Annotated in this window: 22 protein-coding genes; 12 read left to right on the top strand and 10 right to left on the bottom strand. The window is 63.2% G+C overall.

Annotated elements, in window-relative coordinates; genetic code table 11:
• Positions 1-158: 158 nt before the first annotated feature.
• Positions 159-1,811 carry an L-lactate permease gene (locus HMPREF2912_RS11990; protein ID WP_070684323.1) on the bottom strand — a complete coding sequence of 551 codons (1,653 nt, stop codon included), beginning with the start codon at positions 1,809-1,811 and terminating at the stop codon, positions 159-161.
• Between the two features lie 236 nt (positions 1,812-2,047).
• On the opposite strand from HMPREF2912_RS11990, the gene argS reads away from it, so the two are divergent.
• From argS to thrB, 4 genes are all read left to right on the top strand, one after another.
• Positions 2,048-3,709: an arginine--tRNA ligase gene (argS, locus tag HMPREF2912_RS11985; protein ID WP_070684321.1), complete on the top strand. Its 1,662-nt coding sequence runs from the start codon at positions 2,048-2,050 to the stop codon at positions 3,707-3,709.
• A gap of 12 nt (positions 3,710-3,721) precedes the next feature.
• Positions 3,722-5,059: a diaminopimelate decarboxylase gene (gene lysA / locus HMPREF2912_RS11980; RefSeq protein ID WP_070684319.1), complete on the top strand. Its 1,338-nt coding sequence runs from the start codon at positions 3,722-3,724 to the stop codon at positions 5,057-5,059.
• Between the two features lie 151 nt (positions 5,060-5,210).
• Positions 5,211-6,533: a homoserine dehydrogenase gene (locus HMPREF2912_RS11975; RefSeq protein ID WP_070684317.1), complete on the top strand. Its 1,323-nt coding sequence runs from the start codon at positions 5,211-5,213 to the stop codon at positions 6,531-6,533.
• Between the two features lie 16 nt (positions 6,534-6,549).
• Complete coding sequence (gene thrB / locus HMPREF2912_RS11970; RefSeq protein ID WP_070563217.1) at positions 6,550-7,473, top strand: homoserine kinase; 924 nt, start codon at positions 6,550-6,552, stop codon at positions 7,471-7,473.
• On the opposite strand, the gene HMPREF2912_RS11965 is transcribed toward thrB, so the two are convergent.
• Genes HMPREF2912_RS11965 through HMPREF2912_RS11950 form a run of 4 tightly spaced genes read right to left on the bottom strand, consistent with a single transcriptional unit; the run spans position 7,470 to position 10,980 of the window.
• Positions 7,470-8,177 (bottom strand): helix-turn-helix transcriptional regulator, encoded by a 708-nt coding sequence (locus HMPREF2912_RS11965; RefSeq protein WP_070563220.1) that lies wholly within the window; start codon positions 8,175-8,177, stop codon positions 7,470-7,472. The genes thrB and HMPREF2912_RS11965 overlap by 4 nt on opposite strands.
• Positions 8,178-8,235: 58 nt before the next feature.
• Positions 8,236-9,966 (bottom strand): ATP-binding cassette domain-containing protein, encoded by a 1,731-nt coding sequence (locus HMPREF2912_RS11960; RefSeq protein ID WP_246816553.1) that lies wholly within the window; start codon positions 9,964-9,966, stop codon positions 8,236-8,238.
• Positions 9,967-9,975: 9 nt separating this feature from the next.
• On the bottom strand, positions 9,976-10,698 hold the full coding sequence (modA, locus tag HMPREF2912_RS11955; RefSeq protein ID WP_070684311.1) for a molybdate ABC transporter substrate-binding protein: 723 nt from the start codon (positions 10,696-10,698) through the stop codon (positions 9,976-9,978).
• A 21-nt stretch (positions 10,699-10,719) separates the two neighbouring features.
• On the bottom strand, positions 10,720-10,980 hold the full coding sequence (locus tag HMPREF2912_RS11950; RefSeq protein WP_070563016.1) for a DUF2249 domain-containing protein: 261 nt from the start codon (positions 10,978-10,980) through the stop codon (positions 10,720-10,722).
• Positions 10,981-11,073: 93 nt separating this feature from the next.
• Between HMPREF2912_RS11950 and HMPREF2912_RS11945 the strand changes: the two genes are divergently transcribed.
• Positions 11,074-12,273, top strand: coding sequence for a beta-carotene 15,15'-monooxygenase (locus tag HMPREF2912_RS11945; RefSeq protein WP_070563019.1), 1,200 nt, complete (start codon positions 11,074-11,076; stop codon positions 12,271-12,273).
• Positions 12,254-13,627, top strand: a complete 1,374-nt coding sequence (locus HMPREF2912_RS11940) for a multicopper oxidase domain-containing protein (RefSeq protein WP_070563023.1) — start codon at positions 12,254-12,256, stop codon at positions 13,625-13,627. The genes HMPREF2912_RS11945 and HMPREF2912_RS11940 overlap by 20 nt, the downstream gene beginning before the upstream one ends.
• On the opposite strand, the gene HMPREF2912_RS11935 is transcribed toward HMPREF2912_RS11940, so the two are convergent.
• The 5 genes from HMPREF2912_RS11935 to HMPREF2912_RS11915 form a co-directional block, all read right to left on the bottom strand.
• Positions 13,614-14,180: a molybdenum cofactor guanylyltransferase gene (locus HMPREF2912_RS11935; RefSeq protein WP_070563026.1), complete on the bottom strand. Its 567-nt coding sequence runs from the start codon at positions 14,178-14,180 to the stop codon at positions 13,614-13,616. The two genes, HMPREF2912_RS11940 and HMPREF2912_RS11935, sit on opposite strands and share 14 nt — an antisense overlap.
• Positions 14,181-14,185: 5 nt before the next feature.
• Entirely contained in the window at positions 14,186-14,671 is a 486-nt protein-coding gene (moaC, locus tag HMPREF2912_RS11930; RefSeq protein WP_070563029.1) for a cyclic pyranopterin monophosphate synthase MoaC, read from the bottom strand.
• A gap of 128 nt (positions 14,672-14,799) precedes the next feature.
• Positions 14,800-16,017: a molybdopterin molybdotransferase MoeA gene (locus HMPREF2912_RS11925; protein ID WP_070684308.1), complete on the bottom strand. Its 1,218-nt coding sequence runs from the start codon at positions 16,015-16,017 to the stop codon at positions 14,800-14,802.
• A gap of 10 nt (positions 16,018-16,027) precedes the next feature.
• Complete coding sequence (gene moaA / locus HMPREF2912_RS11920) at positions 16,028-17,161, bottom strand: GTP 3',8-cyclase MoaA (protein WP_070684306.1); 1,134 nt, start codon at positions 17,159-17,161, stop codon at positions 16,028-16,030.
• A gap of 50 nt (positions 17,162-17,211) precedes the next feature.
• Complete coding sequence (locus HMPREF2912_RS11915) at positions 17,212-18,963, bottom strand: long-chain fatty-acid--CoA ligase (RefSeq protein WP_070525166.1); 1,752 nt, start codon at positions 18,961-18,963, stop codon at positions 17,212-17,214.
• A 467-nt stretch (positions 18,964-19,430) separates the two neighbouring features.
• Here HMPREF2912_RS11915 and rho point away from each other — a divergent pair, with 467 nt between their 5' ends.
• Genes rho through HMPREF2912_RS11885 form a run of 6 tightly spaced genes read left to right on the top strand, consistent with a single transcriptional unit; the run spans position 19,431 to position 25,701 of the window.
• The gene (gene rho, locus HMPREF2912_RS11910) at positions 19,431-21,335 is read left to right on the top strand and encodes a transcription termination factor Rho (protein ID WP_070525168.1); all 1,905 of its coding nucleotides are present in this window, start codon (positions 19,431-19,433) and stop codon (positions 21,333-21,335) included.
• Positions 21,335-22,411, top strand: coding sequence for a peptide chain release factor 1 (gene prfA / locus HMPREF2912_RS11905; protein WP_046648926.1), 1,077 nt, complete (start codon positions 21,335-21,337; stop codon positions 22,409-22,411). Before rho ends, prfA begins: the two co-directional genes overlap by 1 nt.
• A 24-nt stretch (positions 22,412-22,435) precedes the next feature.
• The gene (gene prmC / locus HMPREF2912_RS11900; protein ID WP_070684304.1) at positions 22,436-23,332 is read left to right on the top strand and encodes a peptide chain release factor N(5)-glutamine methyltransferase; all 897 of its coding nucleotides are present in this window, start codon (positions 22,436-22,438) and stop codon (positions 23,330-23,332) included.
• Between the two features lie 54 nt (positions 23,333-23,386).
• Positions 23,387-24,064, top strand: a complete 678-nt coding sequence (locus HMPREF2912_RS11895; RefSeq protein ID WP_070624892.1) for an L-threonylcarbamoyladenylate synthase — start codon at positions 23,387-23,389, stop codon at positions 24,062-24,064.
• Between the two features lie 10 nt (positions 24,065-24,074).
• Entirely contained in the window at positions 24,075-25,250 is a 1,176-nt protein-coding gene (locus tag HMPREF2912_RS11890; RefSeq protein ID WP_070525174.1) for an MraY family glycosyltransferase, read from the top strand.
• Positions 25,251-25,266: 16 nt separating this feature from the next.
• Positions 25,267-25,701: a Cg1360 family ATP-synthase-associated protein gene (locus HMPREF2912_RS11885; RefSeq protein ID WP_070525176.1), complete on the top strand. Its 435-nt coding sequence runs from the start codon at positions 25,267-25,269 to the stop codon at positions 25,699-25,701.
• Positions 25,702-26,004 lie beyond the last annotated feature (303 nt).

Below are 26,004 nucleotides of genomic sequence, written 5' to 3'. Positions count from 1 at the left end.
TACCTGGCTTTTTATCGCAACACTAATGTTGTGAAATTCCTAACGTGCGGTGATGGTCGCAGCGGTCGCGGCCGATATGAGGCAACCCCCAGACTGGGCGATGAAGACGCCCGAATCTGGGGGTAGTTAGTGGTGTAGAACTTTATGGCTAAACCCTTTTAGGGGACCAAGAAGCCCAGCACGTTGGTCATGAGGAAGACGATGACGCACACGACGGCGAGGAAGGCCACGGAGTAGCCCACGACCGCCTTGAAGATGCGGGATTCCTCGCCCTCCATCTGCACGGCGGTGGCGGCGATGGCCAGTGACTGCGGGGAGATCATCTTGCCCACAACGCCACCGGAGGTATTGGCGGCCAGCATGAGGTCCGGATTGACGCCGATGCGCTCGGCGGCGGTGACCTGCAGGTTGGCAAAGAGTGCGTTGGCGGAGGTATCCGAGCCGGTGACGGCGGTGCCGATCCAGCCCAGGACGGGGGAGAAGAGCGCGAAGATGCCGCCGACAGAAGCCACGAACTGGCCGATGGAGATGGTTTGGCCGGAGTAGTTCATGGTGTAGGCCAGTGCGAGGACCAGGATGATGGTCAGCGCGGAGAACTTCATGCGGGAGACAACCTCGCCGAACTTGGTCAGCGGCGCGGAGGCGTCCAGCTTGTAGCGGCCGTTCTCGTTGAAGGTCATGTAGATAAGGGCCACGATGATGCCGGAAATCAGCAGTAGGGTTCCCGGGTTGCCCAGCACGTTGAACGTGAAGGCGGTGTCCATGGCGTGGCCTTCGGCGTCGAAGACGGTGCCGTCGAGAAGCGGCCAGGCAACGTTGACCTGGAGGAAGCCGAAGATGGCCGGCCATGCGGTGGCGATGGCGAAGACAGCGGTGACCACGGCATAGGGCAGCAGGGCCATCCAAATGCGGCTGCTGTTGAGATCCGTGACCTCCTCCTGGGCGGGCAGCTCCATGCGCTCGCGCAGGCTGTCGACACCCTTGGGCTTCCACACACGCAGGAAGATGAAGCCCGCGCCGAGGGAGACGATGCAGGCCACGACGTTGGTGAGCTGGTAGGCGAAGAAGGTAGCCGCGGCCCACTGGGCAATGGCGAAGGAGATGCCGATGACGGCCGCGGCGGGGCCGGCCTCCTTAACACCGCGCATGCCGTCAAGGATAAAGAGGATGAAGAAAGGCACGACGGCCGCGATGAGTAGGACCTGGAGGGAAATCAACGCGGCGATGTCAGCGGTCTGCTCGGCGGTGCGCCCGCCGACCGAGCCCGCGGTGGTGACTGGGATGCCCACCGCGCCGAAGGCCACGGGCGCGGTGTTGGCAATGAGCACCGTGGTGGCCGCCTTGAGCTGCTTAACACCCAAGGCCAGGATCATGGTCGCCGTAATCGCCACGGGGGCGCCGAAGCCGGCGAGGGCCTCCAGCAGGCCGCCGAAGCAGAAGGCGATGAGGATGGCCTGGATGCGGATATCGCCATCGCCCAGCAAGTCAAAGGTCTTGCGCAGGTCATTGAATCGTCCGGAAGCCACGGTCACTTCGTAGAACCAGATGGCGGTGATGATCACCCAGACGATGGGGAAGAGGCCGAAGAGCCCGCCGCGCACCGCGGAGGACAAAGCCATGCCGGTTGGCATGCCCATGCCGAAAATGGCGATGAGAACCGCTACGAGAAGCGCTACCGCACCCGAGGTGTGGGCGCGGGCCTTGATCCCCAGGAGCATGATGAAGAACGCGATGAGCGGCAGCGTGGACACCAGCGCGGTAAGCCCCACGTTGCCAGCTATGGCGTCGGTGGTGATTGTGAATGTAGACATAACGCTCACTTCAGGTTGAGTCCCGCCGGCGTCCCTGCGGTGGTCCCCGCGGTGTGGCACCACAAGTTTCGGCCGGGCGAGAGAGGCGAAAGAATAAATCGGTTCAGATATCAAGTTTAGGGTAAAACCATGCGAGTGCTTGTGTCGCCGGATTCACACTACGGGGGTGGGTGACCTTGCTAACGTCCGCGACCTGATAGTGCCTCCCAGCGGCGGGGACGATAGACTTTGGCCCTATGAATCCTGAAGATCTTTCCGTCCTGATCAAGAACACCGCTGCCGCCGTGCTCACCGAGCATGAGCTGGACGCCTCAGTCCTGCCAGAGACCGTGACCGTGGAGCGCCCGCGCAACCCGGAGCACGGCGATTACGCCACCAACCTGGCCCTCCAGGTGGCCAAGAAGGCTGGCACCCAGCCGCGCGAGTTAGCGCAGTGGCTTGCCGACGCCCTCGCGGGCAATGACGCCATCGATGAAGCGTCCATCGCGGGCCCGGGATTCCTCAACATTCGCCTCGCTGCCGCCGCGCAAGGTGCCATCGTGGCCCAGGTTCTTAACGCCGGCTCAGAGTTCGGCAGCAATTCCACCTACCAGGGCAAGAAGATCAACCTCGAGTTTGTCTCCGCGAACCCGACTGGTCCCATCCACCTGGGTGGTACCCGTTGGGCCGCCGTTGGTGACTCACTCGGCCGCGTGCTCGAGGCCTCCGGCGCGGATGTGACCCGCGAGTACTACTTCAATGATCACGGCGGACAGATCGACCGTTTTGCTCGCTCTCTCGTGGCCGCGGCCAAGGGCGAGCCCACCCCGGAGGATGGCTACGGCGGAGACTACATCAAGGACATCGCGCAGGCGGTAGTGGAGAAGAACCCGCAGGCTCTCGAGGGCGGCGATGCCGAGGTCCAGGAGAACTTCCGCGCTGACGGCGTAGAGATGATGTTTGCCCAGATCAAGGAGTCCCTCCACGAGTTCGGCGTGGACTTCGACGTGTACTTCCACGAGAATTCCCTCTTCGAATCCGGTGCCGTGGAGAAGGCTATCCAGACGCTCAAGGACAACGGCAAGCTCTACGAAGCCGAGGGCGCGTGGTGGCTGAAGTCCACCGAATACGGCGATGATAAGGACCGCGTGGTCATCAAGTCCGATGGCAATGCCGCCTACATCGCCGGCGATATCGCTTATGTGGCCGATAAATTCGACCGCGGCCACGACCTAGCCATCTACATGCTGGGCGCTGACCACCACGGCTACATCGCCCGCTTGCGTGCCTCGGCCCAGGCTTTGGGTTATGACCCGGAGGCCGTCGAGGTGCTCATCGGCCAGATGGTGAACCTGGTCCGCGACGGTAAGGCGGTCAAGATGTCCAAGCGCGCGGGTACCGTTATCACCTTGGATGACCTCGTCGAGGCCATCGGTGTGGACGGCGCGCGCTACTCGCTGGTGCGCTCCTCCGTGGACTCCAGCCTGGACATTGACTTGGGCCTGTGGGCCTCCCAGTCGTCCGATAACCCGGTCTACTACGTGCAGTATGGCCACGCCCGCATCTGCTCGATCCTGCGCAAGGCCACGGACCTGGGCTTCGACACCGCCGCGCTTGGCGACGCCCCCCTCGACCTCCTCACCCACGACAAGGAAGGCGACCTCATCCGCACCCTGGGCGAGTTCCCCGAGGTGGTGGCCACCGCCGCCACGTTGCGTGAGCCGCACCGCATCGCGCGTTATGCCGAGGAGCTCGCCGCCGTGTTCCACCGCTTCTATGACCAGTGCCAGGTGCTGCCGAAGGCAGGCGAGGAGACCGAGCCGATCCACTCCGCGCGCCTCGCCCTGGCTTCAGCCACCCGCCAGGTCATGGCCAATGCCTTGACCATGGTGGGTGTGAGCGCGCCGGAGAAGATGTAAGAAAAGGTATCGATGACTGATTTCAATTCTCTGCCGGCCCACGTGTGGCCGCGCAACGCCGCTCGAGACTCGAATGGTGTGGTCTCGATTGGCGGTGTAGCGCTGACGGACTTGGCCGCCGAATACGGCACCCCGCTCTACGTCTTCGACGAGCAGGACTTCCGCTCGCGTTGCCGGGATATGGCCCAAGCCTTCGGCGGGCCTGAGCACGTGCACTATGCCTCCAAGGCCTTCATTACCAAGCGCATCGTGCGCTGGGTAGATGAGGAGGGCCTGTGCCTCGACGTGGCCTCCCTCAATGAGGCCAAGCTGGCGCTGGCCGCAGGTTTCCCGGCGGAGCGCATGACCGCCCACGGTAACAACAAGGAAGACGAGTACCTGCAGCTGTGCGTGGACAACGGCATCGGGCACGTCGTCCTCGACAACGAGGAGGAGTTTTCGCGCCTCAATAGCATCGCGGCATCCGCCGGCCGCGTCCAGCCGGTGATGATCCGCGTGAAGCCCGGCGTGGATGCACATACCCACGAGTTCATCGCCACGGCGCACGAGGATCAGAAGTTCGGCATTTCCCTGTCCACCGGTGCCGCCTTCAACGCCGCGCAGAAGGTGCTGGAATCCGCCAACCTTAAGCTTGTGGGCCTGCACTGCCACGTGGGGTCTTCGGTGTTTAATGCTGATGGTTTCAAGCTGGCCGCCGAGCGCGTGCTCAGCCTGTACAAGCGCATCCACTGCGAGCTCGGCGTTGCCCTCGAGGAACTGGACTTGGGCGGCGGCTTTGGCATTCCCTACATGGAATACGAGGAAGCGCTCGACGTCGCCACGCTGGCCAAGGATCTGCTCGACGCCGTGGAACGCACCGCCACCGAGCTCGACATCACGCCGCCCTTCGTGCTGGTGGAGCCCGGCCGCTCCCTGGTGGGCGCCTCCGCGGTCACCGTGTATCGCGTGGGCACGGTCAAGGATGTAGAAACCGGCAAGGCGGATCTGCCGATGCGCCGCTACCTCTCCGTGGACGGCGGCATGTCTGATAACATCCGCCCAGCGCTTTATGGCTCTGAGTACGACGTGCGCGTGGTCAACCGCCGCACCCAGGGTGAGCCGGTGGATTCGCGCATCGTGGGCTTCCACTGCGAGTCCGGTGACATTCTGGTCAACGAGCGCCGTTTCCCCTCGGATATCACCACCGGCGATCTCCTCGCCTTCGCCACCACCGGCGCCTATCAGTACATGATGGCCTCGCGCTATAACGGTGCTCTGCGCCCGGCGGTCGTGTCCGTGCGCGACGGCAAGGCCCAGCTCATGCTGCGCCGGGAGACGGTGGAGGACTTGCTGGCGTTGGACGTCGATTAGCGCGGCGTTGTCACAGCTCACCGTATTTTATTCACTATGACATGGCCGGTCGCGCCCAGTGCCGGCCATTTTGTATAGAAATAGACAGCTCGTTCTGTATAGTGATGGGCTAGCACGTAAGAATCAAACGCAACATCAACAAAGGGACACCATGACGACGAACCGTAGCAAGAAGCCCGAAGGCGAACCAGTAGGTATTGCGCTGCTTGGGTTTGGCACCGTAGGCGCCGAGGTTTTCCGCCTCGTGCAGGAGAATGCGGACGCTTTTGCGCACCGCATCGGCGGCCCGGTGGAGATCCGCGGCGTAGCCGTGCACAACAAGAACAAGCTTCGTCCGGGCGTGCCGAAGGAGCTGCTGACGGACGACGCCAAGGCGCTCGTCCTGCGCGATGATATCGACCTCGTCGTCGAGGTTATCGGCGGCATTGACTTCCCGCGCGAGCTCGTCCTCGCCGCCCTTAATGCGGGTAAATCCGTGGTCACCGCCAATAAGGCCCTCGTGGCCGCGCACGCGGATGAGCTGGCGGAGGCTGCTGAGCGCGCTGACGTCGACCTCTATTTCGAGGCTGCGGTGGCCGCCGCCATCCCGGTCGTCGGCATGCTGCGCCGTTCCCTGGCCGGTGACAAGATCCAGCGCATCTCCGGAATCGTTAACGGAACCACCAACTTTATCTTGGACGCCATGGAGACCACCGGCGCCTCCTACGAGGACGCGCTGGCTGAGGCTACCCGTCTGGGCTACGCCGAAGCCGATCCCACCGCGGACGTAGAGGGCCACGACGCCGCCTCCAAGGCCGCCATCCTGGCATCCCTTGGCTTCTACACCCGCCTGACCTTCAACGACGTCTATTGCGAGGGCATTTCCAAGATCACCGCCGATGACATCAAGGCTGCCAACCAAGCCGGTTATTCCATCAAGCTGCTCGCTATTTGTGAGCGCTTGGTTGATGAGGAAACCGGCGCGGAATCCGTCAATGCCCGCGTGCACCCGACTTTGGTCCCGAAGGATCACCCGTTGGCGTCGGTTAGTCAGTCCTACAATGCCATCTTCGTCGAGGCGGAGGCCGCCGGTTCCCTGATGTTCTACGGCAACGGTGCCGGCGGCAACCCGACGGCTTCGGCTGTGCTGGGTGACGTCATCGGCGCGGCACGCAACATTGTCCACGGCGGCCAAGCGCCGGGGGAGAACACCTACGCCAACCTACCTATTGCGGAGTTCGGAGAAGTGGAAACTCGTTATCACGTCGACATGGAAGTTGAAGACCGCACCGGCGTGCTTTCTGCCATCTCCGGTGTCTTTGCCCGCCACGGGGTGTCACTGCGCACCGTGCGCCAGGAGGACGGCGATGCCACCGCTCGCCTCATCGTGGTGACCCACGCAGCGAAGGAAGCGGTGCTCGAGGAGATCGTCGCTGCCCTCGGCGAGCTCGATGAGGTTAAGGCCGTTCACTCCGTCATCCGCCTGGGCGTATAGGGACTCAGAGAGAACAATGAGTATCGATATCGAAGTAGGCACCAAGGTCACCGTCCAGGTCCCGGCATCCTCGGCCAACCTGGGCCCGGGCTACGACACCCTGGGTATTGCGCTGAGTCTCTACGACACCGTGGAGGTGGAAGTCACCCGCTCCGGCCTGGAGGTGGAGATCTTCGGCGAGGGCGCAGACGAGCTGCCGCGCGATGGCTCCCACTTGGTTGTCAAAGCCATCCGCTCAGCGCTGAAGGCTGCCGACGTGGAGGTTTCCGGCCTGCGTGTGGTGTGCACGAACAACATCCCGCAGTCCCGTGGTCTGGGCTCCTCGGCGTCCGCCGCGGTGGCCGGCGTGGCCGCGGGCAATGGCCTGGCGGGCTTCCCACTTTCGGAGCAGCAGGTTGTGCAGCTGTCCTCGGCTTTCGAAGGGCATCCGGATAACGCCGCTGCCTCTGTGTTGGGCAATGCCGTGGTGTCCTGGACTACCGTGCCTGTCGACGGCCGCTCGCTGCCGGAGTACCGTGCCGCCACCTTGGACGTGCACCCGAGCATCAAGGCCACGGCCTTGGTCCCGGATTTCCATGCGTCGACGCAGGCCGTGCGCCGCGTTCTGCCCTCGCACGTCACGCATGGTGACGCCGCTTTTAACGTCTCCCGCACCGCAGTAAACGTGGCGGCGCTGACCACCTACCCGGACCTGCTGTGGGAGGGTACCCGCGACCGCCTGCACCAGCCCTATCGCGCTGACGTTCTGCCGGTCACCGCGGAGTGGGTCAACCGCCTGCGCAACCGCGGCTATGCCGCCTACTTGTCCGGCGCCGGCCCCACCGTCATGGTCCTGCACACCGAGCCCATCGAGGAGGAGATCCTCGATGATGCCCGCGGGCAGAACCTGCGCGTGCTGGAGCTGGAGGTCGCCGGGCCGGTCTCCGTCGAGCGCGGTTAGCCTAGCTCGCTGCTCTCTTCCACGTCGATTCGGCACACGCCGTTTCCGGCTTTGGGTATGAGCTTCAGGCTCAGCCGCCCGCCGGAATCGGCAGCCGCTTGATCTAGGTAACCATCATGGATGGCGCAGACGAAGGGGGAGGGCTGAATTCCGGCCGTGACGAACGGGCAGGCGTGGAGTTGCACTGTGGTGCGGCCTTCTTCGGCGAATTGCTCCACCGAAGTTACCGGGTCAAAGCCCATATCGCGCATCGTCTGGTAGAGAGGTGCCAGCGCCTCAGCACCGTGGCTCGTGGCCGCAGCTTGAGCCCACGCGCGGCCGATCTCTCGTGCTTGCTCGGAAGAAAAGTCATTGAGCTGCTCTTTATCCGCCAGCGCTGTGACCAAGACGCTAATCAGCGTGACGTATTCCTCCGCCACCGAACGGTTGTCGGGTACACGTACTTGGAAGATCAGGGAGGGGCGCCCGCGCCCGTGCGCTGGGGCGGTAACTACCCGCACCGCGCCGGCGTTAACGAGCTCATCTAGGTGGCCGCGCGCGGTGTTAACGTGCATCCCCAGTTCCTGTGCAATCTCGGCGGCGCGTGCTCCTTGCGGGAATGTCTGCAGGGTTGAGAGTACCTCGCTCTGCTTGGGGGAGAGCTTCATCGTGTCGGGAAAAAGCTCAGTAGACGAGCGCGGGCTATGCGCAGATGACGTAGACATAAACGGCCTCTCCTTGGACAACGCTACGAGGATCTTACATCCGCTCGCAGCTCTTCCCCTATTTCAGTGCATAAAGCCTTAAAGCAGCGGAATCGAGGAACACAGGCACAACCTCACCGGGGGCCTTGCTGCGTGCCGGTTGGTCTAGAGTCACCCGTTGGCCATCGATCTCCACCAGGGTTGAGCTGCCTAAGTCAGCAAGAATTGTGGCGCTCAGCGCCCCGGTGCTGTCGAAGTTCAGTGCGCTCTGGGGGAAGGCCGCCCAGTGGTCACCGCTGCGAGCAGGAGTGAACACCCCATCGCGGAGGCTACCCCGTAGCAGATTAACGCCTGATAGCTCTGCCATGAAATGAGTGGTGGGCTGCTCCAGTAGCTGATCCACGGGTCCTTGCGAGATGACCTCGCCGGCTTCCATTACAGCGATGTCGTCTGCCAGCGTGGTGAGGTCCACGCGGTTGTGGGTGACAATGATGGTGGTGCGGTCTGCCGCCGAGAGGCGCAACAGGTGGCGCCACCGGGCGGCTGATTCGACGTCCATGGCGGCAAAAGGCTCGTCCACGACCAGGACCTCCGGGCGCGCCGCAAGTGCGCGCAGGAGGGCAACCTGCGCGGCCTGTCCGCCGGAAAGCTCGGAAACATGGCCCAGCTCCTGCAATCCAGCTGCGTTCAGCAACTCCTGGGTCCTTTGTGCATCCTTGGTCACCATGGTCAACGCTTCAGCCACGGTGGCAGTGGAGGGTAGCCCGGGGTCCTGGGAGAGCATGACCACACGCTCGGCATTTGTCTGGGCTCCCTGTAAGCGCCCGCTAATGAAACGCATCAACGTGGTCTTTCCCGCGCCGTTGGGGCCAACCACTGCAGTCACGCGCCCGCCCCGGAACGTCGTGGTGGTGGTACCAATCGTGACGACGAGATCGCGGGGAGAAACCTGCGGGGAGGTCATCGTGCGGAGCGCAGCCGTGTCCATCGGCTGCAAAGCGCGCACAGCTTGCTCGCGGCGGCGACGCAGCAGCAGAGGCATTCCGGCGGCGGTGAGCGTGAGGATGGCTATCCCAATCAACACGGCCGAAAGCGCATAGGCATTGTCCGCGCTGACCTCACGCTCAAGGTAGATGCCGCTGGGCATGGTCCGAGTAGAACCGGGCAGGGAGCCGGCGAAGGTGATCGTCGTTCCGAATTCACCCAGCGAGCGGGCGAACGCTAGTGCTCCGCCCGTGAACACCGCAGGGAGGATTGCGGGCAGGATGATGCGCCGAAGGATGGTTCCTGTGCTCAGGCCAATGCCCCGCGCGCTGGCCACGACTTCGGGGTCGAGCTGCCGCAGCGCAGAATCCACCGCCACCACCACGAAGGGCAGGGTGACGAATAAGTGAGCTGCCACAACACCGGGAAAGGCGAAAGACACGTGCAGCCCAGCTTGCTCCAAAACCGGGCCAAGCAGTCCGCGGCGCCCGAGCAGTGCGGTGAGTGCCAACCCGCCCACCACGGGAGGCATGGCCAAAGGGAGGTAGACCACCAGCCGCACGAGGTGAGATACACGGCGTAGCTGCTGAAGCCACAGAGCCAGACAGGTGCCCAGGATCGTGGATAGCAAGGTAGACAACGCCGCCGCGGAAAGGCTGACGCGGAGGAGGTCATGGGTTGCCGGAGCGCTCAGCGTTTCGGCGAGGTTCGGCCAGGGCACTCGCAGCCCGAGGGCGAGCACCGGGGCAAGGATGTAGACCGCAGCGAGCACGCCGGCGGCGATGACCGGCCACGTTGTCCGCGGGCGCTGTTCGCGCAAAATCACGCGTGACACTTAGTCCACCGGGGTGAAACCGTATTGTTCCCAGGTGCTGTCAAAATCCGAATCGAGGAGGTTGAGGACATCCTGGGCTTCGTCGTGTCGGGGTGAATCAGTTACCACCGCGCCCATGATCTCGTTACGGAAGTCTTCCGCGTGGTCCAGCGGGATGGCCTCGACGTCCTCGCTAGCGGCGGCATCGGTGGAATAGACCCACCCGGCGTCCGCCTCACCGGAGGCGACCTTACCCAGGACGTCAGCTACCTGTCCCTCCAAGGAGGAAGCGTGCAGGTCCCAGCCGTTGGCCTCCATGATGCGCGTAGAGATGGCACCGCAGGGCACGCTTGGGTCGCAGAGCACGAGGCGTGCCGAGGGATCCAGGTCGGCTGCGGAGCGCAGTCCCAAGGGATTGCCCTTCGGCACCACCATGACCATAACGTTGCTGGCTAGGGTCACGGGGGTGTCGACGGTGCCCTGAGCAGTCGCATCATCCATGGTCTCCCGGGAAGCCGTGAGGAGCAGATCCGCGGGAGCGCCTTCATTGATTTGCTGAACTAGGGCGGACGAGCCGCCGTTGTTAAACGCCAGCGGGGTTTCGGCTGCGCCGGAGAGGTCGTCATTAAGCACGCGCGTGGAGGACGCGGCGAAAACCTGCAACGGTTCATCGGAGCTGGAGGTGCAGCCGGCGATAGTCAGTGCGGCGGCGAGAGCGGGGACAGCAATTTTGAGAAGGCGCATGCTTAGTACCTTACGGCTCCTCTACGCGGTTCGCGTGAATTTAATGTGAACTTCCTTTGGTTCCTTCTTGAGGTATTCACGGTCGAAGGATTCTTCGCGCTGGTCCACCTCTGTGAGCAACGGAAGCGGGTCGTGTGGAGCAATGAGAATCATGGATTCGCCCACGTTGAGGGTGCCCAGGGCTCCATGGATGGCGCCGTGGCGCACTGCATGAGGGATTTCGGACGCGTTAAGGGTGGGAATGTCGCGGCCCTTGGAAGTGTCGACAAGCGGCAAGTTCATTGATGGATTCCTTTCGAGTTCTAGGGCGGCGGGCGTTGCTGCCCGTGCAACTAATTTACTACGATTATATCCGTGCAAATAAGTATGTCAGATATGTCTCTGCGTGATGTCTCCCTGGCTTCGCGCCGGCGCTGGCACACCCTTGCCTTTAGTCTCGTCGCGCTCTGGATCACGGTCGGCGTGGGAATCACCGTGGCAAGTTTTTGGGGAGCACCCGTCGTGTGGTGGGACCTCATCCACCCATTTACCCTCGGCGCGCTGACCACCGCGATCCTCGTATTCAGTACCCACTTCACGGAGGCGCTCACCCGCACTCCGGCCGCCGGTTTCCGCGGGGTGGGCGCGCGGGTAGGCCTGGTTCAGGTGGGGCTGGTTCTTCTCCTTGTTGATCGCGCGGGCTATGACTGGGGCGTGCTCTCAGATAGCGGCTCCGCACTGGTCATCGTTGCCGTTGCGTGGCACCTGTGGGCGCTGTGGACCACGCTCCGGGGCTCTTTGTCTGGTTCTTTCGCCGTGACCGTGCCTTTTTATCTGGCGGCGGCCTGCTTCATGGTGTTCTCGGTGCTACTGGTCATTCTGGCTGCGCACGGGGTAGGGAATTACTCGCTGTTGGTGGCCGCGCACTCACGCGGGATGGTGTGGGGCTTCGGCCTGCTTACCATCCTGGGCACGGTCATCACGCTGTTGCCCACGTTGACCCGAACCCCAATCTCAGCGGTTGCGCGGGCGCGGTGCAGCCGGGCTTTGACCGTGCATTGCGTGGGGCTGGGGGTGGCCATGCTTGCCGACGCCTCCGGGCTCACCCGCGCCGCCGGCATGGCGCAGCTGCTCACCGTGCTTGCTGCCGTGCTCATCATCCAGCCAGTGCTGGCCGGCGCGCTTGGTGGCGAGAAGACCACGGCTAGTGTGTCCGCGATGGCGGGGCTGGTGTGGATGGTGGCTCTCTGCGCTGGTGACGCCGCAGCCACCATCGCAGGGGCCTACCCACGCGCGGTGACGTTACTGCTCATGCCGGTGTTTCTTGGCGCCGGCCTGCTGCAGCTGGTCACCGGGGTGCTCCATCACATGCTGCCCATCCTGGCGGGTGCGGCCCGTCCCGCGCACGGGCATGTTGCTGGGTTCCTGCGCGTGGCGCTCATTAACGTGGGCGGTGTGCTCAGCCTCCTCGGCATTGCCGGTGTGTCTGTGGTCGGGCTTATCATGATGGGGCTTGGACTCATCGCCAATAGTGCGGCCCTGGCATGGGCCGTCGCATCATCTCAAGGAGAAGTTCATGTCAAGCGTGCCCGTTAAGAAGGAGCATTCCGAAAAGAAGTGGGCGTCCTGGCTCATCATCATCGTCGCGCTCCTCGCTGTCATTGGACTGGCTGTGTTCAACTCGACCACAGGCAAGCAGGACCCAGCTACGGTGGCATCCGCCGACGCCGTGACTGTTGACGTCTCCGTGGACGGCATGGCTTTTGTCCCGTCCTCCATTAACGTGGCAGCGGGCAGCCACCTCGTAGTGAATTTCACCAACACCGGTGACCAAGTTCATGACCTGAAGATTGGGCGCGAGGAGACGGGCCGGGTGGAACCGGGCGAGACGGTGCAGCTCGATGCTGGAATCATCGAGGAGTCCGTGGAGGGCTATTGCACGATCGCCGGGCACAAGATGCAGGGCATGACGTTCATGGTTAACGTCGGGGAGTCAGCCTCCGGCGAAAATGATCACGCGGGGGCGTCGGCAAGCACGGGCTCCGCAGGTGCCCCGGCGACGGTACCCTCGGCTGCCGAGCGCATGGCAGCCCGCGAGAACTTTAAGGCTTTTGATGCCTCCCTTGCCCCCGCCGAAGGGGACCTCCATGAGGAAACGTGGGTGATGACCGAGGAAGAAGTCGAGGTTGCCCCAGGCGTGCGCCAAACCCGGTGGCTTTTCAACGGGCAAGCACCCGGGCCGACCTTGCGCGGCAAGGTGGGGGATAGATTCCGCATCACCATCAAAAACGAGGGCTCGATGGGGCACTCGGTGGACTTTCACGCGGGTGAGGTCAACCCGGATGAGAACATGAAGACGATCCAGCCGGGTGAATCGCTGACCTATGAATTCGTGGCACATAGGGCGGGTATCTGGATGTATCACTGCTCGACCATGCCGATGAGCCTGCACATTGCCAACGGCATGGCGGGAGCGGTCATCATCGATCCTCGCGGGGAGGACGCGCTGGCAGACGTCGATGCGGAGTACGTCATGACGGCGAACGAGGTCTTTCTAGCCTCTGCGGGTAAGGAAGCTGAGGGCGCTAACGCGCAGCGCGTCAGCGACGGCGACTATGACCTCACGGCCTTCAATTACTATCCCAACCAGTATGATGTTGCTCCGCTGCGCGCCAAGGTGGGCGATACCGTGCGCATCTGGGTGGTCAACCTCGGCCCGGATCTGCCGTTGAGCTTCCACGTCGTGGGCGAGCAATTCGACACCGTGTACAAGGAAGGCGCCTACCTGATTAAGGGCGCGAAGGATTCCGGATCCCAGGCGCTCGACCTTCTACCTGCCCAGGGCGGATTCGTGGAGATGACCTTCAACGAGCCGGGCACCTACTCTTTTGTCAACCACCTCATGACGAACGCGGAGAAGGGCCAGCACGGCCAGATTATCGTTGAGTAGCAAGGCGCTCGCGCCGTAGACGTAATTCGTCCAAGGTGTCGATATCGCGTACTGCGTGCGTTGCCTCGACCTCGGCGATGGTGCCCGCGAGCCTCAGTAAGTGCATGGCCGGCTTGTTGCGTGGATCTCCGAGCTCCTCCAGCGCGCGGGTGAGGGCCTTAGTGCGCCACAGCGCACACAGCGGTTGTAGGCTCCCGTCGAGGGTAGCCACAGCGACATCCGCGCCCGAGCTAGCCAGAGACTTGTGGAGGGCGGGCAGTACCTGCGGGGAATCCGGGGCATCGACGGCAAAGATTGCTGTGGTAGTCCTCGCGTCACCAGCCAGTGCGGCGTGGCCCGCGGCGATACCTGCAGCTGGCCCGCCGAAGAGGGGGCTTTCGCACACCTGGGGCATGCCCAAACGATAGGGCGAGACAACCGCTACCGGCGCGCCATAAGGAAGCTGGCGCAGTAGCCGGTCGATGAGGCGTTCACCGGCAAGCCTCACGCTAGCCTTGTCCACGCCTCCCATGCGCTGGCCGCGCCCGCCGGCCAAAACAATGACACCTGGCACTTTGCTTAACCTTTCGTTCCGGGCAGCTCGCGGGACCAATCACCGGAGCGGCCCCCGGACTTCGCGGTGATGCCGCAGCGCCGGATATAGGCGGAGCGGTCGACGCCTTTGACCATGTCAATGACCGCCAAGGCGGCGATGTTCACCGCGGTGAGCGCCTCCATTTCCACACCGGTGCGGTCAGCGGTGCGCACTGTGGCTTCGATGAAGACGTGGTCTTCACGCAGCTCAATGTCCACCGCACAGCCATGCACCCCAATGGTGTGGGCCAACGGAAGGAGATCGGGAACCTTCTTGGCCGCCGCGATGCCAGCCACACGCGCAACCGCAAGCACGTCCCCCTTAGGCACGGTTCCCTCCCGCAGCGCGGTGAGAACTTCTGGTGAGCACGCGACCTCGCCTTGGGCGGTAGCGGTGCGTACCGTGGGCTGCTTTTCGGTGACGTCCACCATATAGGCGGAGCCGGCGTCGTTGAGGTGAGTGAACTTCATGTCTAAACAGGGATCCTTTCCTAGCGTGGACCTAGCCTAGCTGACGAAGAGTGGACCGATCTGGGTGTTCAGATGCGCGATCTTTGGCAGCATCGGAGGGGTGGGGGATGTGGAGGTGGATTGTGAAGCTAGTAGGGGTAGACGGTAAGCTGCTCGCCGGCGGCGACCGGACTCGTCAGCAGCGCAAAGCCGTGTGTGCCCGGAAGGGCGGCAACGTGGTGGCTGCGCATACGCGGACCCGGCGGTGGGCTTGCAGTAATGGATTCCGCCATGGTGATGGAGCACGGCTGAATGAGCGGGTGGTGAGGTTCGGGGAAGTCCGCACCGGCGACGGCCGTGAGGCACGGCCGGTCCTTGACACCCATGGGGCGGGGCAGTCCGCGCAGAGAGCGCAGCAGTTGGGTGAGGTAGAGGTGTGCGGAGACAAACGCCGCCACCGGGTTGCCCGGCAAACACACCACGGGGATACCGTCCCAGAGCGCATGGCCCTGAGGCGCGCCGGGCCGTTGGTTGACGTGGCCGAACCAGTAAGAATCGCGTTCCACGGCATCCTCAATCACGGCGCGGACTACGTCAAAGGCGCCGGCCGAGACACCGCCGGTGGTGACAATGAGATCGGAATCCGCAACGGCCGCGTTGAAGCGACGGCGTAGCTCAATGGGGGAATCTCCACAGACCGTGCGGGTGATCTCGCAGAGAGCGGTGGAAGAAATAAGGGCTTCAAGCATGGGCCCATTCGAATCGGAAAGCTGGCCGTTGATCAGCTCCTCACCCGTGGCAATGATGGTCACTCGTGGGATGCGGTGAACCACGGCGCTGTCAACACCGGAGGAGAGGGCGGCGGCGATAAGGGGGGCGTCGACAAGCGTGGCAGAACCGGCGAGTTGGTGGCCGGCGTCGATGTGGGAGCCGCGCCGCCGTATATGGTTACGGTCGGGCAGGTGGTGCACCGTGACGGTTTCAGGCACAGGTCCGGGCCCCGGGGACACATCGGTGTTTTCTACTGGTATGACCAGGCCATCAAAACCCTCCGGAACCTCCCCGCCAGTCATGATTCGCACCGCGGTCCCAGGACGCGGGACCTGGGCGGGTGAGCCTGCTGGGACATCACCTATAACAGGCAGCGTGAATGGGGTGGTTAAGTCATCAGGTGACGCCGGAGTTGGGACAAGGAAGCCGTCCATCGCCGAATTATCCTGCGGCGGGAGGGGAAGACGGGCGAAGAGTGGCTCGGCCAGAACGCGGCCTTGTACAAGGGGAGCGCGTTCCGCAGGCAGGGCGCGAACCAATGCGTGGAGGCGGTCGAAATACTCCTCGATGCTTAAGTCAGTCCCAGTGCTTGTCATTGCACCCAATCTAGCCGCCGATGGCGGACATCGGGCGATCGGGCTGGAGAAATCCTTCATCATCCACACCATGGCCCGGCAGCTTCTTCCACATTTCGCCCGCCCACGCGGCGGCGAGTTCCGCGTCGCTAGCGCCGCTGCGCAACAAGTCCCGCAAGGACGTCTCTGAGTTTCCAAATAAGCAATTACGTACAGCGCCGTCCGCGGTGAGTCGCGTGCGGTCGCAATTGCCGCAGAAAGGCCTTGTCACGGATGCGATGACGCCGATTCGGCCTACCGGTATTAAGCCATCGCGCGATTGTGCGTTCCACAGCGCGGCGGGGGCTGAGCCGCGGGGACCCTGCACAGGTGTGAACTCGAATTCTTCACCCAAACGAGCCAAGATATCCTCCGCGGTCACCATCCGGGAGCGATCCCATTCTTCGCGTGGGCCCAGCGGCATCTGCTCGATGAAGCGCAGCTGCGCGCCTCGCTCGAGGCAGTAGCGTGCCAAGGGGACGATGTCCTCTTCATTTACTCCGGGCATAACTACGGCATTAACTTTGACCGTGCCCAGACGCCCTTCGCGGTGGGCGGTTGTGGCGGCTTCGATGGCGGCGAAGACATCGCCGAGCCTGTCGCGCCGGGTGAGGCGGGCGTAAAGCTCAGGATCAATGGTGTCTAGGGAGATATTGACGCGGTCCAGCCCCGCCTCAATGAGATCGTCCAGGCGGCGGGGGAGTCCCAAGCCATTGGTCGTCAGTGCGGTGGCGGGGGCCAACTTTTCGTCTGTGCGTAGCTGTGTGGTGGCGGCGATAATCTTCTCTAGCGACTTGCGCAGCAAAGGTTCGCCGCCGGTAAAGCGCACCTGGCGGATGCCCAAATGGGTTACGGCAATCCTGATGAGGCGGATGGTCTCGTCGTCGCTGAGCGTCTGTGCAGTGGGCATCCACTCGAGGCCCTCGGCGGGCATGCAATACGTACAGCGGAGGTTGCAGCGATCGGTCAGCGAGACTCGAAGGTCGCGCGCTTGGCGTCCATAACGGTCGAGCAAGTCGCGGCGACCATCGCTTAATGCAGGCGGCAGGTCCGGAGGCGTTGCGTCGGCACCGCCGCGGGTGGAACCGCGCGGGGAGGGCGTAGGCAGAAAGACGCGATCAGACATTAACCACACTTTAGCCGGAGTAATAGCAGATCTATAGTCGCTCGGCCCCTTTATTGCGGTGAGCCCTCTTCGGTATTGAGGCGCTGCGCCTCGCCCGGGCCCTTCAGCCGGATGATGTTATAGGCGCCCTCGGCAAGATGGGCACGAAGATCCTTTTTGTCGAACTTGCCCACCGAGGTCTTGTCGATGGACTTTACGAAGGTCCAGTACTCCGGCAACATCCAGGAGGGCAGCTCGGAGCGCATCCCGTCACGCAGGCGCTCGGCGGTCTCAATCGTGGGGCTGATATCCGCGGCGAGCACGGTGACGGCCAGCGGGCGCTCGACCCACTGCTTGTCGGGGTAGCCAATGACGGCGCATTCGAGCACCACCGGGTTGGCCATGATGAGGTTTTCCAACTGAACGGAGTAGATCCACTCGCCGCCGGACCGGATGACATCGCGCGCGCGATCCTCCACGGTGAGGAAGCCATCCTCGTTGACGAATCCGACGTCACCAGTGCGCAGCCAGCCATCGGCCGTGAACTTGGAGGCCGCATCTTCGACGTCCTTCCCGCGGAATTCGTGGGCGGCGCCGCCGTCCTCTGAGGTGGGTGAGTGATAGTAGGAGCCGGTCACCAGGTTGCCGCGCACCTGGATCTCGCCGGCATTACGGTCCGTGGTGTTGACCACGTGGCCGTCATTGACCACCCGGTATTCCAGGGAGGAAGGAAAGCGCCCCTGGGAAATGCGGTAGGCCCACCGGGCCTCACCCGAGGCGCCTGAGGGCGGGCGCGCCACGGTACCCACCGTGGTGGTTTCCGCCATGCCCCACACGTGAACCACGTCCACGCCATAGCGCTCCTCCCAGCTCTTGATGAGCTGCGGCGGGACGGGCGATCCGCCGGCGAAAATCTCCGTCAGCGTCATGCGCTCCGGCGGATTCTTGAGGTAGTGCACGAAGAGCTGAATCCAAATGGTGGGCACGCCATGCGCCACGCGCGGGGAGGTGGCGGCGATGATTTTGGCCAGGGTAGCGGGGGAGACGTCGGCGTCGGGAAGCACCAGCGGCGTGCCCGTCATCCACGCCGCAAAGGGAACGCCCCAGCTCAACACGTGATAGATAGGGATGCAGCACAAGAAGGTCTCACCATGGGTCACGCACAGGGAGTCGGAAGAGCGCAACTGCATCCCTTCCAAAAACAGGGCGCGGTGCGAGTAGAGCACACCTTTCGGCGCGCCGGTGGTGCCAGTGGAGTAGCACAGGGCGGCAGCGGTGTGCTCATCCAACACCGGCCAGTTGTAGACGGTGGAGCGCCCATCCAGAAGCTGTTCGTAGCTATACACCTCAACGTTGTCCGGCAGGGCAATGCTGGGCTTGTCGACGCCCGTGAATACCACCGCGCGCACGCACTCCACGCCGTCCAATACGCGCGCGAGCTGCTCCGCTAACCGGGCATCTGCGACGATGACGCGAACCTCGGCGTGGTTGATGATGTGCCGGATCTGATCATTCATGAGCTGCTTGTTGAGCGGCGTAAACACCGCTCCCTTGCAGGCAGTGCCAAAAAGTACTTCGAGGTGCTCTGCGCAATTCCACATCAGGGAGCCCACGCGTTCATCACCGGTGATGCCGAGCGTGTCATGCAGGGCGTGGGCGAAAGCGGCGGCGCGTGCACCGATATCGGCGAAGGTCGTCTCTTCGCGTTCGTTGCCGGGATTGGCGCTGTGCCACGTGACTACCTGGGTTTGGCTGTGGACGGAGGAGCCGTACTCCAGGATGCGGGTGAGGGACAGCGGGATATCCTGCATTGTGGAGAGCATGCGCACCACTTTAGCCGTGTCAGTGTGAGCGCGGTGGATGGATGCGGTATAGTTATTCGCGACTGGCGGGGAAAGCCTTCCTCGCACCTCCGAGCTCCCTCCACGGTGCGCACACCTGCGGTGAAAAACTCATGGCAGTCCAACGGTGCGCGCGGCAATGAGAGGGTAGAGATACGCTCGCAGTCGCCTTCTTAAAATATCTCCCCGCGATTGACCCGCGGCCGCTTCCTTGAGTTCTTTTCGGAGTTCTGCAAGGAGTTCTTCACGTTCTGCTCCGCAGGGCCGGAGAGGGGGGAGAGCCAAAGAAAACCACCGCCCACGGGGATCGCGGTTGCGTGAACTCGCTGGTGGCGGCGGACCATCTCAATTACACACTGGCTTCCAACGCCCACGTGGAGCGGCACCACGCACAGTGCGGGTGCGGCTGAATAGACGGCGCGCGTTGGTGAAGCGACGAAAGGATATCCGTGAGCGATACGGACAAGACCGCAGCACAGGATCTCGCGTCCCTGAAGCTGCCGGAATTGCGCAAGCTGGCTGCGGAGCGCGGACTTCGCGGCGTCTCCGGACTGCGCAAGGGGGATCTCATCACCGCACTGACCACCGGCCAGGTGCCAGCACGCGGCGCGAAGGCCGCTGCCCAAGCGGAGCCCAAGAAGGACGAACAGCCGCGCCGCGCTACCCGCAAGGCTTCTCGCCCTGCCGGCGCCGCTGACCAGGAGTCCGAGCAGCCGGAGCAGGATAAGAAGCGCAAGCAGGACCAGCCGAAGCAGCAGAATGATGAAGCTGCCAAATCTGACAAGGCTGATAAGTCCGAGCACAACGACGGTAACGACGAGCACCGTTACGAGTCCCGCTCCCAGGCTCGCCGCGCCCGCCGCAACCGCGCCCGCCGCCAGGAGCGCGAGGCCCGCGAAGAGGCCAAGGGTAACGGCAATGGGAACAACAACGGTGCCGAGGACAATAACGGCAAATCCGAGGACAACCAGTCCCGCGGTGGAAACAACTCCGATAACGGCGATCGCGGCAATGGCGGCAACGGTGGCGGCCACAACAATAACCGCCGCGACAACCACCGCAACGACGATGACAACAATGGTGGCGGCCGCCGCAACCGCCGCAACCGCCGTAACCGCCGCGGGCGTGACCGTGATGGTGGCGGCAATGGCGGCAACGATCTGCAGATCCGCGAGGGCGATGAAGTACAGGTAGTCGGCGGCATCCTGGAGGTCGTGGACAACAACGTGGCCTTCCTGCGCACCACCGGCTACCGCGCGGCCAGCTCCGATGTCTTTGTTAACAACAACCTTGTGCGCCGCCTGGGGCTGCGCTCCGGCGACGCGCTGACCGGCAAGGTCAAGGTTTCTGGCCCGACCCACACCCACGGCAACGGCCGCAACCGCCGCAAGTACAACCAGCTGGTGGAGGTCGACACCGTCAACGGACTGGATCCGTCGACTGCGAAGGACCGCCCGGACTTCTCCAAGCTCACCCCGCTTTACCCGAACCAGCGCCTGCGCTTGGAGACGGACCCGAAGATCCTCACCACCCGCGTCATCGACCTCATCATGCCGATTGGTAAGGGCCAGCGCGCGCTGATCGTCTCCCCGCCGAAGGCCGGTAAGACGACGATCCTGCAAAACATCGCCAACGCCATCGCCACGAACAACCCGGAGTGCTACCTCATGGTGGTCCTCGTGGACGAGCGCCCCGAAGAGGTCACGGACATGCAGCGCAGCGTCAACGGTGAGGTCATCGCCTCCACCTTTGACCGCCCGCCGTCAGAGCACACCTCCGTGGCGGAGCTGGCCATCGAGCGCGCCAAGCGCTTGGTGGAGCAGGGCAAGGACGTCGTCGTCCTCCTTGATTCCATCACCCGCCTGGGCCGCGCCTACAACAACTCCTCCCCGGCTTCCGGTCGCATCCTGTCCGGTGGTGTCGACTCCAACGCCCTGTACCCGCCGAAGCGCTTCTTGGGTGCTGCCCGCAACATCGAAAACGGTGGCTCGCTGACCATCATCGCCACCGCGATGGTGGAAACCGGCTCCACCGGTGACACGGTCATCTTCGAGGAATTCAAGGGCACCGGCAACGCCGAGCTCAAGCTCGACCGCGCCATCTCCGAGCGCCGCATCTTCCCGGCCGTGGACGTCAACCCGTCCGGCACCCGCAAGGACGAACTCCTCCTGGTTCCGGAGGAGGCGCGCATCATGACCAAGCTGCGCCGCATCCTTTCCGGCCTGGATTCCTTTGCTGCCATCGATTTGCTGATCAAGCAGCTCAAGAAGACCCGCTCCAACGGCGAATTCCTCATGCAGGTGGCCTCGTCTGCGCCCATGGCGGCAGATATGGATGAGGAGGACTACAAATAATGTCGAACCAGGTTTCCCTCGTTGATGACATCGTCTCCGAGTACCAGGGCATCGAGATGCAGATGGCTGACCCGGACGTAGCCGGAGATCAGAAGCAGTTCCGCAAGCTGTCCAAGCGCTACGCTGAACTGCGCCCCATCGTTGCTGTCAACGATGAACTTGTCCAGGCCCGCCAAGACCTGGCCGACGCCAAAGAGATGGCCTATGAGGACCACGAGTTCCAGCCCGAGGTTGAGCGCCTCGAACCGCTCGTCGTGGAACTGGAGGAGAAGCTCGCGGATCTGCTTGCTCCGCGCGATGAGCAGGACTCTGAGGACATCATCATGGAGATCAAGGCCGGTGCCGGCGGCGAAGAGGCAGCACTTTTCGCTGGCGACCTAGCCCGCATGTACGAGCGCTTCGCCGACAAGGCCGGCTTCCAGTGGGAGGTCCTGGGCCTCAACGAGTCCGACCTCGGTGGCGTCAAAGACATGTCCATCTCCTTCAAATCCAAGACCCCGTCTCGTGATGGCGCGTGGAGCGTGTTCAAGTTTGAGGGCGGCGTCCACCGCGTGCAGCGCGTTCCGGTGACCGAGTCCCAGGGCCGCATCCAGACCTCCGCAGCCGGTGTGCTGGTCTACCCGGAGCCGGAAGAAGTCGAAGCAGTCAACATCGATGACAAGGACATCCGCGTTGACGTCTACCGTTCCTCCGGTAAGGGCGGCCAGGGCGTGAACACCACCGACTCCGCCGTGCGCATTACCCACCTGCCCACGGGCCTGGTGGTGACCTGTCAGAAGGAGCGCTCCCAGATCCAGAACAAGGCGCGCGCCCTGCAGGTGCTGCAAGCCCGCCTGGATCAAATGGAGCGCGAGGCACGCGAGGCCGAGGCCGGCGAGCAGCGTGCATCCCAGGTGCGCACCATGGACCGCTCTGAGCGCATCCGCACCTATAACTGGCCGGAGAACCGCATTACCGATCACCGCATCGGCTACAAGGCAAATAACCTCGACTCCGTTCTCAACGGCGACATGCACGACCTCATCGAGGCCCTGCAGGCCCAGGAGCGCGCCGAGCGCCTCGAGGCCGAGGGATAGAAGGCCAAGGCACGGTTATTAGCGGTGACTTTTCACACCTATAAGGAGGCGCTTCGTGATGCCACGGAGCGCCTTCGCGCTGCCGGGGTACCTTCACCCGAGTGGGATGCGCGGCTGTTGGCGGCCCACCTCATTCACTGCGGGCACATGGATATCCCGCTTAACGAGGCTCCGGTCCCCGGCTTTGACGTGGCATACGGGGCGTTGGTGGGGCGTCGTGAAGCGCGCGAGCCCCTTCAACACATCCTGGGAGTGGCGTGGTTTGGACCCCTCGAACTCGAGGTGGGCCCCGGCGTGTTCATCCCGCGCCCGGAGACGGAGGTGCTTGCCGACTGGGGAGTTAAGTTTCTTAGGAAACTTAACTCGTTGGAGTCGAAGGAATTTAACTCGCAGCCTCCCCGCGTCGTGGACTTGTGCGCTGGGTCCGGTGCGCTCGGGCTCTACGTCGCACACTACGTGCCACAGGCTGAGGTGTGGGCAGTAGAGCTTGCCGACGCCTCCCTGGCCTACACCCGCCGCAACGCCGCGACCGCAGTGCACGGCGGGGCGGGAACCGTACACGTGGTCCAAGGGGATGTCACCGAGGCGGACCTCTTGTCGGAGCTGCACGGCACCGTTGACCTCGTGCTGACGAATCCGCCATACGTACCGGAGACCCCGGACCTGGAACCGGAGGTCTACCAGGATCCTCACGAGGCAGTGTTCGGGGGAGTAGATGGCATGGAAACCATCACCGCGATGATCCCGACCATCGCTGCGCTGCTTCGCCCCGGTGGCCGCGTGGGCATCGAGCACGACGACGACACCTCCCAACAGGTGCAGGAAGCCCTGCGCGCGCATGGAGGGTTTAGCCGCATCGAGGTGCTCAAGGATCTCACTGGCACCGCCCGCTTTGTCACGGCACAGCGGGGAGTACAGTAGATTGGTCGAAGATTGGTCGACAAGCCGACAGGAACGGGATTAAAGGAGAGACCAATGCAGGGACAGATTTATAACTGTGCGGATGCCGCCGAGCGCGAAGAAGGAATGGCTTTTGCCGTCAAGGCAGCCAAGTCGGGGCGGCTTGTGGTGATGCCCACCGATACGCTCTACGGGCTGGGCTGCGATGCCTTTGATAACGATGCCGTGGCTAGCCTGCTGGCCACCAAGCACCGCGGCCCAGACATGCCGGTACCGGTGCTCGTGGGCTCCTGGGATACCGTCAAAGGTCTCGTAGCGTCGTTGGATGATACCGCGCAAACGCTGATCGAGGCCTTCTGGCCGGGCGGACTATCCATCGTCGTCCCGCAGGCGCCTTCGCTTCCCTGGAACTTGGGCGATACCCGCGGCACGGTGATGCTGCGCATGCCGCTGCATCCCATCGCCATCGAGCTTTTGCGTGAGGTCGGTCCCATGGCGGTGTCCTCCGCGAATATCTCGGGCCAAACCCCACCCACCACGGCGATTGCCGCCAAGCAGCAGCTGGGTAAGGCCGTCACCGTCTACCTCGACGGGGGAGAGGCCGAGGTAGGCAAGCCTTCCACCATTATCGATCTGTCTGGCTCCCGCCCTTATCTTTTGCGCGAAGGCGCATTGAGCGCTGAGCAGATCGGAGAGGTCATCGGAGTATCCGCAGAGTCCTTGCGCACCCGCCCGAGCGCCCAATCCTCTTAAGGAGACATCAGTGGCTGGAACCGGAGTGCCGCTGCGCGAGCTAGCGTTGGTGATCTTTGTCGCGGCGGCGTTTACCTACCTCACCACCGGACTGGTGCGTACCTTCTTAGTGCGCAGCGGACAGGTGGCGGAGATTCGCCTGCGCGATAGTCACTCCCAGCCAACACCGCAGCTCGGCGGGGTGGCGATGTTCACGGGTTTTGCGGCCGCCGTCTATCTCGCAGGCCAGCTTCCAGCCTTGACTCGCGGCTTTATGCCCGTCACGCCTGAGATGAATGCTGTGCTGTGGTCAGCCGCAGCCATCGTCCTCGTGGGTGTGGTGGATGACTTGGTGGAGCTGAGCGCTCTGGTCAAGCTCATCGGTCAGCTCGTGGCCGCGGCCATCATGAGCGGATTGGGGCTGACATGGACGCTTCTCTTCTTGCCTTTTGGTGATGGAACTACGGTCATCTTGGACCAGGTCCAGGGGACACTCTTGACTACGTTCTTTACGGTCCTGCTTATCAATGCCATCAACTTCGTCGACGGTCTCGACGGTTTGGCGGCCGGGCTGGGCATGATCGCCGGCGGCGCCATCTTGGTTTTCTCGCTGACAGTGCTGCACGACCAGGGCGGTGCGGTGTCCGCGTATCCGCCGGCGATTATCGCTGCCGCTCTTGTTGGCGTGTGTGCCGGGTTCCTCCCTCACAACTTTGAGCCCTCCCGCATCTTCATGGGGGATAGCGGTGCGATGCTGATTGGTTTGCTCCTTGCGGCTGCGTCGACTTCCGCCTCCGGCAAGATCAACATGTCTTTGTACGGCACCGTGGATATTGTGGCGTTGATGTCACCCGTCATCGTCGTGGTCGCCGCGGTCTTTATTCCAGTCCTGGACCTTGTCTGGGCTGTTATTCGCCGCGTATCGCAGGGGCGCTCACCTTTCGCTGCCGATAAGGCACACATTCACCACCGGCTGCTGTCGCTGGGGCATACACACCGCCGCACCGTGCTGGTGCTCTACCTGTGGGTCTCCGCGGTGGCGTTTGGGGCCGTCTCCTTTTCAATCGTTCCGGCCCCTGCGGCCGTGGCGTTGGCGGTTCTCGCGCTTGGCGTGGCCTTCGGCGTGACCCTGATTCCGCTGCGCCAGGGCAAGATTGGGCGTCGGCCGCGGGCTACCAGTGTGGTGCTGGAAACTGATCCTTCCTGAGGTAGGGTATGGGGCTGTGACTGATTCAACGACCTCCGAAGAGCTTTCGCCCTACGACGATCATCGTCGCCCCCTGAAGCGCGCCCTGCGCCTCGGGGTCATCGGCCTTATCGTCGTAACCATCGCGTCCCTGTCCATCTGGGGTGGCGTTCGCGGAGTGCCCGGAATTTGGGGAGTACTCGTCGGCGCGGCCATCGGCGGCGGCTTCGTGCTCTTTACCGCGGCCTCGGTGCTTATTACCGCACGCACGACACCCTCGACGACGATGGCTGTGGTCCTAGGTGGCTGGTTGCTTAAGGTCGTCATCCTCATCATGGTGTTGTTGCTGATCAAGGACCTAGAGTTCTACGACACGATGGCTCTCTTCGTCACCGTCCTCCTGGCGCTGGCGGTGACGTTGGGAACTGAGGTATGGGGTGTGGTCACCTCCAACGTGACCTACGTGTCTTAGCCTTTCTCGACCTTTTTCAGTGAGCCACTGCTCCCGGTGACCCCGGGAGGGTGGCTTTTTGTGTAGCGAAATGACGCCGCTTCGGGCGCTCATTACCCCCGTCAAGGTGGGAAAACGCGGGTGTGTGACCAAATACACTTAGTAGGGTTTTGGCAGAATGTGGGCGTTTTATGCGGCCGCACGGCGCTGGGCTGTGCCTTTAGGTTCACAACGCTGCCCCCACGTGCGAAAACTTGAGGGCGAACTGATAGCATTCTCTTCGGGTTACCGCGGGTTAGCGTCATGCTATCCCGAAAAAGTACG

The organism is Corynebacterium sp. HMSC056E09, from assembly GCF_001813425.1.
Taxonomy (GTDB): domain Bacteria; phylum Actinomycetota; class Actinomycetes; order Mycobacteriales; family Mycobacteriaceae; genus Corynebacterium; species Corynebacterium hesseae.
The sequence above is the reverse complement of the archived record's forward strand: the minus strand, read 5'-3'. Positions and strand labels throughout refer to the sequence as shown.

Coding starts and splice junctions, on each gene's coding strand:
- HMPREF2912_RS11940 (WP_070563023.1), top strand. CDS start 12,254: ATGTCAAGCGTGCCCGTTAAGAAGGAGCATTCCGAAAAGAAGTGGGCG.
- HMPREF2912_RS11965 (WP_070563220.1), bottom strand. CDS start 8,177: ATGTCTACGTCATCTGCGCATAGCCCGCGCTCGTCTACTGAGCTTTTT.
- thrB (WP_070563217.1), top strand. CDS start 6,550: ATGAGTATCGATATCGAAGTAGGCACCAAGGTCACCGTCCAGGTCCCG.
- HMPREF2912_RS11915 (WP_070525166.1), bottom strand. CDS start 18,963: ATGCTCTCCACAATGCAGGATATCCCGCTGTCCCTCACCCGCATCCTG.
- HMPREF2912_RS11990 (WP_070684323.1), bottom strand. CDS start 1,811: ATGTCTACATTCACAATCACCACCGACGCCATAGCTGGCAACGTGGGG.
- moaC (WP_070563029.1), bottom strand. CDS start 14,671: ATGAAGTTCACTCACCTCAACGACGCCGGCTCCGCCTATATGGTGGAC.
- HMPREF2912_RS11975 (WP_070684317.1), top strand. CDS start 5,211: ATGACGACGAACCGTAGCAAGAAGCCCGAAGGCGAACCAGTAGGTATT.
- lysA (WP_070684319.1), top strand. CDS start 3,722: ATGACTGATTTCAATTCTCTGCCGGCCCACGTGTGGCCGCGCAACGCC.
- prfA (WP_046648926.1), top strand. CDS start 21,335: ATGTCGAACCAGGTTTCCCTCGTTGATGACATCGTCTCCGAGTACCAG.
- argS (WP_070684321.1), top strand. CDS start 2,048: ATGAATCCTGAAGATCTTTCCGTCCTGATCAAGAACACCGCTGCCGCC.
- HMPREF2912_RS11945 (WP_070563019.1), top strand. CDS start 11,074: ATGTCTCTGCGTGATGTCTCCCTGGCTTCGCGCCGGCGCTGGCACACC.
- HMPREF2912_RS11950 (WP_070563016.1), bottom strand. CDS start 10,980: ATGAACTTGCCGCTTGTCGACACTTCCAAGGGCCGCGACATTCCCACC.
- HMPREF2912_RS11895 (WP_070624892.1), top strand. CDS start 23,387: ATGCAGGGACAGATTTATAACTGTGCGGATGCCGCCGAGCGCGAAGAA.
- moaA (WP_070684306.1), bottom strand. CDS start 17,161: ATGTCTGATCGCGTCTTTCTGCCTACGCCCTCCCCGCGCGGTTCCACC.
- HMPREF2912_RS11925 (WP_070684308.1), bottom strand. CDS start 16,017: ATGACAAGCACTGGGACTGACTTAAGCATCGAGGAGTATTTCGACCGC.
- modA (WP_070684311.1), bottom strand. CDS start 10,698: ATGCGCCTTCTCAAAATTGCTGTCCCCGCTCTCGCCGCCGCACTGACT.